Genomic DNA, 12,144 nt, shown 5'->3' with positions numbered 1-12,144 from the left:
CGTCCGCATCTTTAAATTTCGAGGTCGTACCGTCTTTGGTGATTTTCGTTCCTTCGGTGTCAGTTCCAACAGTAACAGAATTTAAATTCACCAAATCTTTTGCCAATTTCACCACTAATTTACTTGTTTCTGCTGCAACATAGAGATTGTTAGCGGCGGTATCTTTTCCTGCCCAACCCTCTTTCGTTGAGCCCTCGCCCTCAATGGTTAAGGTTTCACCTAATTTACGATCTACTTTTGTTGCCGTGTCATTGCCTGTGAAGCTCAACGGTTTGTCGCCTAATTCGCCGAGTTTGCTATCCACATAGCCCACATTTGCGGCTTGTGTCTTATCGATAACTTTACCGTCTGTGCCTTTTTCCGGATCCGCTAGGCCGGTAATTTTGCCTTTGCCTTTTCCATTAGTGCCGTCTTTACCGAAAGCGATTTCATTTGGTTTGATGTCCACTTTGTTATCGCCTGAGCCAACGGTAACTTTCTCGGACGCCGTTACCGTTTCAAGAGCGGTCAAATTTTTGGCAAGTTTTACTTCTAAGCCATTTGGGCTTGCCACCACACCGATATTTTTATCCGTTGTAGCGGTAAGTTTACTTTCATCGGTTTCACCACCTTTCACCGCAATGCCTTCGCCCAATTTTTTGGTTTGAGCCGTGCCGCTGTCGCCGCTGAAAGTAATGCCTTGGTTTTCAACTTTGGTTAAGGTGGTTTTATGCGCAGCGGTTAAATCGTATTGAATACCCTCGTTCGTTTTGCTTGCGGTTAAGCCGTCGCCGGCACTAAAGACGATGTCGCCATTGTTTGCCAATGTCCATTTTTTGGCTTCTTGGGTTCCAGCACTTTCTTTCACTTTTAAGCTAAACGCCGTGGATGTATCCGCTTTGCCGTTGAAACGGTCGTCTAAATTGGTCGTTCCCGCCATTTCTTTTAGCTTCGCTCCATTGACGCTTAAGGTGTATTTAGTGGCTTGACCTTCAGTGCCTGTGTTTAAATTCAACACACCGTCTGCCGCAGGATTAACTGCCACAACAGTTTTCGCCGCAGCAATTTTGTTTTTCACATCATCGCCAAGTTTGTTTTCAGTGACGGCGCCATTTTGGATTTTATCGCCTGTTACTGCATTGTTAGCGATTTTATCCGCTGTGATGGCGTTGTCTTTAATAGCAAAACTCACTTTGCCGTTTTCTGCGGTGGTCACGGATAAATCATCTGAATGGAAATTCAACCCAGTGGACAACAAGACTTCTTTTGGCGCTGAGCCTGCTGTATCGCCGTTGGCTTGATATTTCAATTTCGTACCGCTTAACTCGGCTTTTGTGGCAAGGTGTGACATATCCACAGAGACTTTGTAGTTATCTACGCCGTCTGCTTCTGTTTCTTTGCTCACAGTCACTTTATCGCCCACAGCTGTGACTTTAACCGCAGATTTAGCGGCATTTTTGATCACCGTTTTGCCGGCATCGTCAATATTGCCTAAATTTTTATCCGCTTTATTCGCTAAATCATTCGCTAAATTAGTTGTGCCGGCAAGATCTTTGATTTTAGCTTGATCCAAACTCAAGGTGTATTTTTTACCTGCTGTGCCATCATTACGGTCAGCCGCATTACTTACGGTAATACCGGAATTTGCCTCAGCGGTAACCAACTCAACAGAAGTGGTATCAATCGCCGCTTTCCATTTGGCTTTGTCTTGCTCGCTTAAACCCGTAGCGTCTTTATTGGCTTTGTTGTCAACATTATTAATTGCTGTTTTAACGTCCTCTGCCAATTTATCTTTGGTAATACCGCCGTTGGTAATACCAAAGTTCACGACACCGCCATTTTCCGTATTAATGCTAATACCATCGCTGCCTTTGAAATGTAAACCGGTAGAAAGTGCGGTGGTTTTAGTGCTCGTTTCGTTATCTGCTTTGTAATGCAAATTCAAATCAGACACACCAAGCGCCGTTTTCCATTTATTGACATTGTCGCCTGTGATATTGGTTGCATCCGCTTTCGCAAAAGTATCGCCCAATTTGTTAACCAAATCATCTTTCGTTACTTCCACTTCGTAAACGTCTTTATTGCCTGTCGTTTGTGCCGCTTTGGTGACTTTGGCTAAATTGTTGTCGCTGGCTTTGGCTTTGACTTCAATTAATCCTTTGATTTTATTTTCGCCGGCCTCGTTGATGTTATCCAAGCTGATATTGGCTTTATTGTCTAACCGTGTGGCAAGATCGGTTGTGCCGGCAAGATCTTTGATCTTGTCTGCATTTAAGCTAAGGGTATATTTTTTGCCTTTTACGTTATCATCGCGCTCCACTTCGCCAACAGTAATGCCTGAATTTGTATCGGCGACCACTTTTTCAATGGAAACTGTGTCAATCGCTTCTTTCCATTTGGCTTTGTCGTCCTCGCTTAAATTCGATGCGTCTTTATTGAGTTTTTTCTCTAACTCAGGTTGAACCGCTTCGACCACTTTCGCCGCCGTTAAGCCCACAGTGTATTTTTTACCTTTTACTGCGCCCTCGGTGTAATCACCGTTTGATGTAACGGTTAAGATAGAACCTGCACCATTTTCCACTTTATCCACTGATTGAGTGTTGGTGTCGATTTTTTCTTTCCATTTGGCAATGTCATTTGTATCTAAATTCGACGCATTTTTTTTCGCAAAGGTGTCTGTAATATTGTCTACAACATCCTCTTTGGTCACACTAACTTTATAGATCGTTTTGTCAGTAGTGCTGTCATCCAGCTCTACTGTCGCTAAGTTGTCAGCCCCGTCCGCCGTGACTTCAATCAATTCGTCAATCAAATTTTTAGCGGCTTGCTTATTGATATTGCTCAAATCAGTATTCATTTTTTTATCAATATTACTGAGCTTAGTTTTGATATCCGATGTTAAGCTAATAGTCAATTTATTTGCGCCGCCTTCTAAGTGAATACCGTCACCATTTTGGAATTCTAATTTACCGTCATCCTTCAACGTCCAAGAACCAAATTCTCTTAAAGCACCATTACCGTCATTGTCTGGTGAATAGAATTTAATTTGTCGGGATTTATTCACTTTTTCGTTATCCAACGCAGTCTGTACTCTTTTCAAGGCGGCTTCTGTTGCGGCATTATTCGCATTATCGCCTTGAGCATAATCGCTCTCTAGCGTTGTGCGAGGTTTTAGATTTTTAACAACTTGACTGCGCATATCAATGCCGTTGTTACTTAATACCGGCCCTGTAGTTCCTACCGTTAAGGTTGTGTTGACCGTTACATTATCGAATACCGGATCACTTTTCATCCCGAAGTAGAAGGTACCGTTAGAGCTATCACGAAGAATTTCGATATTATCGCCGGAATATTTGACGTTGTTGTTTGTCCAGTTTTTATTGGAAAGGAATTTCACTGCACCATTTGTTGTACCGCTGGCGACACTATAACTATTTGTGGTGGTTTGAACAGTCGATCCTTTTATATCTCCATCTGCGCTGTAAGTGGTATTCACGGCTAAATTATCTTTCACATCTTTCACCGCACTTTCTGTCGCTGCACGTCCTGCGTTAGTGCCTGTGCCGTAATCTGCAGCCGTTGTTGTACGGCTTTCTAAGCCGGTAAGTTGACCGCCGTTTGCGCCGCCAAGCAATCGAACAGGGCTTGATGCGCCAGCGGTGGTTAAGGTTAAACCTGTGTTGTTGAGTTTAAGATTGTTCGCATTGGCGTCCCCAAAGGTTGCATCAGTTAAATCCGTTAAGCTTTTCGCCATTTGGATGCTCAAACCATCATTTGATGTATTTTTGGTCACCTTGATATTTTTATCTGTCAAGGTTGTCGCTGTTGAACCGCCTTTAATGCTTAAAGTGGTGCCTAAGTTGCGGCTTACATCTTGATTATCATCACCACGGAATTTAAGCGGTTGCGACGTTGGGATTTTCGCCACTTCTGCCGCTGCTAAACGTTTAACGTCGGCAATATTGGCGGCGTTGGTATCCGTTGAACCGCCTGAAACTAAGTTAGTAATGGCTTTATTTTTCATATCCAAGCCCGTGCCGCTCAATTTCGGGCCGTTGTTACCACTAATGGAGATGGAGTCGAAAGTGGCGTTGGTTTTTAAGCCAATATGGAAATTGGCATTATTCTCACGTAACACTTCGATATTATCACCGGAATAACGATTTTCATTGCTTCCCCAGTTTTGTGTACTGCCAAGCATAAAGGTTTTTGTTGCGTTACTGCGCCAAATATCGCCAGCGGTATCTGTATTTACGCCAGTATCGAATTTCTCGCCTTTAAAGGTAAAGGTGCCGATACTTGCATCAAGTTGCCCTTTGTTCACAGCGTCAGCGGCGTCTGCGCCATTGGCTAAACCGGAGATTTTTTTATTGCCCATCGCAATACCGGTGCTACTAAGCACTGGGCCGTTGCTAATGGTGAGTTTTTCAAATGTCGGTTGTTTTTTAATCCCGAATTGGAATTTGCCGTTAGCTTGGTGCAAGATTTCAATATTATTGCCGCCAAAAGCAGTCTCACCCGTTCCCCAATCGAGAGAAGAAAGGAATTCAATATTTTTCGTGTCGCCACTTTTTACTTCATAGGATTTTAAATTTTCTGCTGTATTAAGTGCATTATTACTCAAGCCCCCGTCCGCTTTGTAAGTCGTGCTAATCCGTGCTTTTTTCAATTGCGCAACGTTTACCGCATCGGTGTCTTCCTTACCGGCGGCTACGTTGATAATTTGACGGGTTTTGCCGGATTTACCCACAGAAACGGCACTATAGCTTGGTTTCCAAGCCGGGATCGTTTCTGTAGAAGCGGCATTGGTGGCAATATCATAGCCTTTGTAAGCATCACCACCGCTACGATCGGCGAGGGAGTCTGTCCCTAATGCTACGCCGCCGGCTTGTGTGGCGCTGGCTTTTACCCCAATTGCCACGCTTAAATCCGCCGAAGCGCTGGCTAACGGCCCAAGTGCGGCGGAAAGTATGCCTGAACTGCGAGAACCTGTCCCTATTGCTGCCGCACCAACGCCTGTCGATTGCGCCCCTGCACCAATGGCAATACCGCCTGCGGTGGTGGCTTTAGTGTTAGTATATGTGCCGCCGTATGCTGTGTGTAAGCCGGCAATGCCTTGAATATTGTCAGTAAACGGTAAAGTGCCCCCTATATCATCGGCGCCAAGGGCAATACTGCCGCGTCCTTCTGCGCTGACTTCGTTACCTATTGCAGTCGCTTGTGCCGCGGCTTTTGTGCCGGAACCCAATGCTACTGCTTGTGATCCAGTTCCGGTAACGTTTTCACCGATTAAAACAGAGCGTCCTTTGTCGCCTGAAGTAGAGGTGGTGATATTGTTACCAATCACAATATCACCCCCACCGCTTGCTGCGGTGTTGTTACCAATGGCAATACCATTTGCCGCCACAGCGGAAGCTTTCGGTCCGATAGCAATTGAATTGCCCCCTGTGGCGCCGTTATTGCCACGGTTTTCTGCCAAAGAGGAGTTTACGGAGAAATAACGCGCTTGTTTTAAGGCTAAAGCATAAAGTTGCGAACCATTAATGGCTTCGGTTGAGGTTGGCGAAACTTCGCCGGCAGCGAGGTTGATGAGTTTGCGTTGACCACCGGCTGAGGTGTTACCAATACTGACAAAACGCCCTTGGTTGTTGCTTGTACCGATTGTGCCAACAAAGCCGCTGTAGGTAATCGCATCTACTATCGCACTTGCGGTGGTGGCGAGCGTTGCGGAAGAACCTGTATCACCGGAATTTGCCCCTAAAACGACCGCACCTTCTTTGTTTTCACCAATATCTGCGTTGTAACCTAAGGAAACGGCGTGTTTAGATTTTACATCCGATTGAGAACCGACAATAACCGAACCCGGTGCGCCGGTAATATTCGAGGTGAAACCGATAGCAATGGCTTGATCGGAGCCTTGGCTATTTTTATCATAAACTTTTGTGCCGTTACCAATAGCAATGGCACCTGTTGAGCTATTTTGAACTAGACTATCCACCCCCAAAGCCAAAGAGCGGTTAGCGTAGGCTTTGGCAATATCACCAATTGCCATCGAATATTCAACCTCCGGATATGACGTAGTTCCATCTGTTGGAATAAGAGCAGGATCTGTCCCCGCATAAGCAGAAGTACCAAAAGCTAAGTTGCCATTTCCAAGAGACTTAGCATTTTTACCAATGGCTATCCCACCGTTATTGTGGGATCTTGTATCCACTTTGGCATCACGACCAATCGCAATGGTATTTCCGCCTGTTGCATTTGCGCCAACACCAAGGGAGGTTGAATTCTCTCTATTGGCAACCGCATCTTTACCAATCGCCACAGAATTTATACCGTTAGCGAATGCATTTCTACCCACAGAAGTTGCACTTTCCCCCGTAGAGGTGGCATTAGAACCTAATGCGGTTGCATCGCGTGATGTTGCGTTCGCTTTATAACCTAAAACTGTGCTATTAGTAGCGGTGGCCTTGCTGTCGTAACCAATCGCAGTGGCTTCCCCTTGAGAAGCGGTTGCATTCGTCCCTAATGCAACGGTAAAACCGGCGCCGGCTGTGGCATTAAAACCACCGGCAAAGGACGCATTGCCCATTGCTTTCGCCATTGCTCCAATGGCTGTGGCAGCTTCTTTGTTGGCAAAAGCTCGAGCACCTAATACTGTTGTCCAGTCATTCAAGGCTTGCGATTGCGAACCTATTGCAATAGAGGCTCGACCTGTTGTAACAGTAGAGACGTAAAGTTTCTTATCATTTACCTTCTCACCATAAGGCACGTTTGTATCAGAAGCTTGCCAGTTGCCCTCATATTGTTGTTTGACCCCTGAAATACCTTGAACAGTTTCAGAAATATCATTAAGCTCACCAATATCATCGCTACCTAATGCAATTGAACCATGACCTAAAACAAGAACATCGTTACCAATACCGATTGATTGAGAGGAAGAAACATTTACTGTAGAACCGAGCGCAACACTTTGTGAACCATTGGCAGTGGTATGATCACCAATAGCAACGCCCTTAGCACCGGCTTTTGCATACACCCCCATAGAGGTAGCATTCTCACCACTCGTTGTGGCATAAGCACCAATGGCCACGGCGTTTACTCCACCACTCGCATTAGCATTTGTACCAATAGCCACGCTTGCTTGAGTGGTAGCCTTAGAACTCTCTCCGATAACAACGGTGTGAGTGGCATCTGCAGTGGCTTTATAAGAGCTACCTGCACCAATAACAACTACGCTAGGATGATCTTTTTGGGAACCGGCAACACTATCATCGGCATTTTTCCAAGCATAGGCATCAACCGAGAAAAATACCCCTAAAATGACCGCACTTAAAAGGCTTAATTTGAAAAATGGCGCATTTTCGCCTTGAGAGAATTGACGTTTATCTGTTTGAGAGGAAACCTTTCCGTGGCATTTTGCTAATTCTGATACGGCAGTCCAAGTTTGCGTTGCATGGTTCCAGATTACACGAAAGATTTTGTTCATAATACACTCCGATGTATAGTAAGAAAATCACACCGCAAGCCCCTAGATAAAATAAGGGAATACCACTATTTCTACCACAAACATCAGAAATGGCAGGCTCATAGGAAGTTACGGAAATTCATTTGCAAACGTTTAGTTTACCCCCCCCCGAATACTTTTGCAACTAAATATGTACATAAAACAAGCATTTAAACGTGACATGGATCACAATTTCAGAAAAAAGTCAGCGAATTGGCGTTTTTTTCGTATCAAACCCTATACGTAGGGGCGAAATATTTTTCGCCCAAAACATTCGTGATAAATCAGGGCGAAAAATATTTCGCCCCTACCATGTTGTTTTTTCATCCATCCTACGCCGTTTTTGCGCTCTCGGACAGGGATAAACCCTGTCCCTACGACCTATGACGATGACACCGACAACACCTATGACGTAATCGGTTAGACATGAAACGTAGGTGCGAAATATCTTTCGCCCAAACAATTGTGATAAATCAAGGGCGAAATATCTTTCGCCCCATTGCACCATAAAATCTGCTACATCAACCCAATTCCTTTCTTAATTTCTTCGTCACGTCCACCATCACTTGCAACTGTTCGATGGTTTCTTTCCAGCCACGGGTTTTTAAGCCACAGTCCGGGTTTACCCATAAGCGTTCTTTTGGTACGACTTTCAAGGCTTTACGCAACAAGTGTTCGATTTCTTCCGCTTTTGGAACGCGTGGGCTGTGAATGTCGTACACGCCCGGGCCGATGTCGTTCGGGTATTTGAAATCGGCAAAGGCGGTGAGTAATTCCATATCAGAACGTGAGGTTTCAATGGTAATCACGTCCGCATCTAAGCCTGCAATCGCCGGCAAAATGTCGTTAAATTCGGAATAACACATATGGGTGTGGATTTGGGTGTCATCTTGTACGCCCATATAGCTTAAACGGAAGGCTTCGCCTGCCCATTGCAAATAAGCGTCCCAATCTGACCGCTTGAGTGGCAAGCCTTCACGGATTGCAGGCTCATCAATTTGGATCACTTTGATCCCTGCCGCTTCTAAATCCAACACTTCGTCCGATAAGGCTACGCCGATTTGTTTACACACCGTTGAACGTGGAATATCGTTACGCACGAATGACCATTGTAAAATCGTTACCGGCCCTGTCAGCATTCCTTTCATCACTTTGTTGGTGAGGCTTTGGGCATATTGCGACCAACGCACTGTCATCGGTTCAGGGCGAGCCACATCGCCATAAATCACGGGCGGTTTGACACAACGTGAGCCGTAACTTTGCACCCAGCCGAATTTGGTAAAGGCAAAGCCGTCAAGCAATTCACCGAAGTATTCCACCATATCGTTACGTTCCGCTTCGCCGTGAACCAGTACATCTAAGTCCAACTCTTCTTGGCGGCGAACCACATATTCAATTTCTTTTTTCATCGCCGCTTCATAATCCGCAAGGCTTAACTCGCCTTTTTTGAAACTCGCACGAGCGTGGCGGATTTCGCTGGTTTGTGGGAATGAGCCGATATTTGTCGTTGGTAAAAGCGGTAAGTTTAGCCACGCATTTTGCTTCGCAATACGCGTTGCAAATGGCGATTTACGGCGATCCGCCCCTTCAGGTAAGTTGGCTAAACGAGCCGCCACTTCGGCTCGGTGGATCTCTGTTGATGTCGCACGCGCATCCGCTGCCGCTTGGCTTGCCGCTAATTGTGCTTGTACCGCTGTTCGACCTTGTTCAAGTGCGGTCTTAATTACCGACAATTCTTCAACTTTTTGTAGCGTAAAAGCAAGCCATTGATAAAGTTCAGGTTTATTCGCTTGTAATTGCGTTTCCACCGCTAAATCAAAAGGCGTATGTAACAAAGAACAGCTTGGGGCAATCCACAAACGTTCGCTGAGTTTGGCTTTTAATGGCTCAAGTACGTCCAACACTTGATTTAAGTTTGCACGCCAAATGTTACGCCCATCAATCACGCCTGCCGAAAGCACTTTGCGGTAATCGTCAAATGCCGTAAGTTGTTCAGGTGCGCGCACTAAATCCAAATGCAAGCCGTCCACCGCTAAGCCTTTGAGCAATTCTGCGTGTTCTGCCACTGAGCCAAAATAGGTAGCTAATAACAATTTCGCATCCACTTGGCTTAATTCCGCATAGACAGCCTGATAAGCCGCCAGCCATTGTGCCGGTAAGTCTAAGGCTAAAGCCGGCTCGTCAATTTGGATCCATTCCACGCCTTCTGCCGCAAGTGCGGTTAAAATTTCACGGTAAACAGGCACAAGTTTGTTTAATAACTCAAAACGATTGAAAGCTTCGCCCTTCTCTTTGCCTAACCAAAGGAAAGTTAAAGGCCCGACAATCACAGGTTTAACCTTCAAATCTAAGGCTTTTGCTTCACGGATTTGATTAACGTAGTGAGCTGGGTTGGCTTTAAATTCGGTGTTTTTATGGAACTCAGGCACAAGATAGTGGTAGTTGGTATCAAACCATTTGGTCATCTCAATGGCAAATTGATCTTTGTTACCACGCGCCAGTTGGAAGTATTGCGAAAGGGTTAAATTTTGGCTGTCAAACCCAAAACGCGCAGGAATTGCTCCCGTTGCTACTTGTAGATCTAAAATATGATCGTAAAAGGTAAAATCGCCCACCGCCACAAAATCAGCGTTCGCAGCCGCTTGGTGCTGCCAGTTTTTTTCACGCAAGGCTTTGGCTAAATCTAATAAATCTTGTTCTGCAATTTCCCCACGCCAGTAACGTTCTTGTGCAAATTTTAATTCACGTTTCGCCCCAACGCGTGGAAAGCCTAAGATGTGGTATGTTGTCATAATATGCTCCTATTTATTGGTGAATTTAGATTTAAATTCATCATCTATTAAATAGAGTTATTATGCAACTTCATAATTTTCAGTATTATTATGAATTTCATTCATGTTTTAAAAAGGAGAAAAGCGGTTAATTTGTAAGAGAATTTTGATGTTTATATGGTAGTCTTTGAGCAAATATAATTTGCGCTGACAAATTATTGACTACAACGACATATCACACCGAAATAATCTGAAAAATTAACCGCTTGTTTTTAGTGAGCGTGGATAATGCCTTCAGCACAAGCAAAAGCAGAAGACCAAGCCCATTGGAAGTTATAGCCTCCTAGCCAGCCGGTAACATCAAGGACTTCGCCGATAAAATAGAGACCTTTAATGTGTTTGGCTTCCATTGTTTTCGATGAAATATGATCGGTATCCACACCGCCCATCGTGACTTCTGCCGTGCGGTAGCCTTCGGTTCCATTTGGTAAGAATTGCCAATGATGAATAAATAGTTCTAACGAGATCAATTCCGTTTTGGATAATTGGGCAATCACTTGATCTTTTAGCATTTTTTGTTCAAACCAAAGTTCTACGAGTTTCTTCGGCAAATAGCGACTTAACACTGTTTTTAGCTGCAATTTAGGCGAAGATTGGCGTAATTCAAGTAAGATCTCTAAAATGTCATTTTCAGGCAGTAGGTCAATTTCGACACTTTCGCCTAAATCCCAATAATTTGAAATTTGCAGAATGGCAGGGCCAGATAAACCTCGATGTGTAAATAACATTTGATTATTAAACGTCATTCCTCGATTGCTCACGCTGACTGGTAATGAGATACCGGATAACTCAGCAAAAGGTTTATCGTTTTCTTTCCAAGTAAAAGGCACAAGGCTGGCTCTTGGTGCGATAACCGGAATGTCAAATTGCTCGGCAATTTTATAGCCAAATGGGCTTGCGCCGAGTGCCGGCATTGAAAGCCCTCCGGTTGCAATGACAAGATGGGGCGCTTGATAGTTTTCACAAGCGGTCTGAATTTGGAAAAAATCTGCAATTTTTTCAACAGAAATGACCGCTTGTCTGAGTTGAATATCTACTTTGCCTTTTTCACATTCTGCTTGGAGGAGATCAACAATTTGTTGAGCGCTTTCATCACAGAAGAGTTGCCCAAGTTCTTTTTCGTGGTAGGAAATCCCATAGCTTGCAACTAGGCTGATAAAATCCCAGTTGGTATAACGAGCTAGAGCGGATTTCACAAAATGGCGATTTTGGCTTAAATAATGATGAGGTGTAACCTCTAAATTCGTGAAATTACAGAAGCCACCGCCTGACATTAAGATTTTACGCCCAATCTTTTTGCCAGCGTCTAGCACAATGACCTTTTTGCCATTTTGCCCCAGTTGAGCGGCGCAAAATAGCCCGGCAGCTCCTGCGCCAATAATCACAACATCAACATTTTTCATTAGAAATTTAACACCTTATCCGCTTCCATTGTCCAATCGGCAAGTTCGCTTAATGTGCCGATTTCTACACCTTCCGCTAATGGAAGTTCTGTAATGCCTCGTGCGTTTGTGCAGGTTTTACAGAGTTTGATGGTTGCACCTTGAGAGGTTAAGATTTCTAACATTTGTTGGATATGGTAGCCTTCAGCCGGATTTTGTTTGGCAAGACCACCAATAACGGCATCAGACATTAAAAAGAGTTTGATTTGGGCTTTATGTTGTTCTTGAATTTGTAATGCTAGGCGCAGGCTACTGAAGAAGGCTTCATTGCCATAAGGTGCGGCGTGAACGATAAAAAGTATTTTTTGCATAGGTTATTCTCCATTTTCCATTGAATATAGAAGAAGACGCCATTTTGCGTCTTAGACTGATGACAACCCCCAAATAA

At 44.4% G+C, this 12,144-nt stretch carries 4 protein-coding genes; all 4 read right to left on the bottom strand.

Annotated elements, in window-relative coordinates; all coding sequences use genetic code 11:
* Nucleotides 1–7,465, bottom strand: a 7,465-nt coding sequence (locus AM305_RS09790) for an ESPR-type extended signal peptide-containing protein (protein WP_005825556.1), incomplete at its 3' end; no start/stop codon positions are given.
* 539 nt (nucleotides 7,466–8,004) lie between these two features.
* Nucleotides 8,005–10,275 carry a 5-methyltetrahydropteroyltriglutamate--homocysteine S-methyltransferase gene (metE, locus tag AM305_RS09785; protein WP_005825554.1) on the bottom strand — a complete coding sequence of 757 codons (2,271 nt, stop codon included), beginning with the start codon at nucleotides 10,273–10,275 and terminating at the stop codon, nucleotides 8,005–8,007.
* A gap of 251 nt (nucleotides 10,276–10,526) precedes the next feature.
* Complete coding sequence (locus tag AM305_RS09780) at nucleotides 10,527–11,717, bottom strand: BaiN/RdsA family NAD(P)/FAD-dependent oxidoreductase (RefSeq protein WP_005825552.1); 1,191 nt, start codon at nucleotides 11,715–11,717, stop codon at nucleotides 10,527–10,529.
* Entirely contained in the window at nucleotides 11,717–12,067 is a 351-nt protein-coding gene (locus tag AM305_RS09775) for a DsrE/DsrF/TusD sulfur relay family protein (RefSeq protein ID WP_005825550.1), read from the bottom strand. The genes AM305_RS09780 and AM305_RS09775 overlap by 1 nt, the downstream gene beginning before the upstream one ends.
* Nucleotides 12,068–12,144: the final 77 nt, after the last annotated feature.

The organism is Actinobacillus minor NM305 (assembly GCF_000175195.1).
Lineage (GTDB): Bacteria > Pseudomonadota > Gammaproteobacteria > Enterobacterales > Pasteurellaceae > Haemophilus_A > Haemophilus_A minor.
This window is presented reverse-complemented; position numbering and strand designations above follow the sequence as displayed.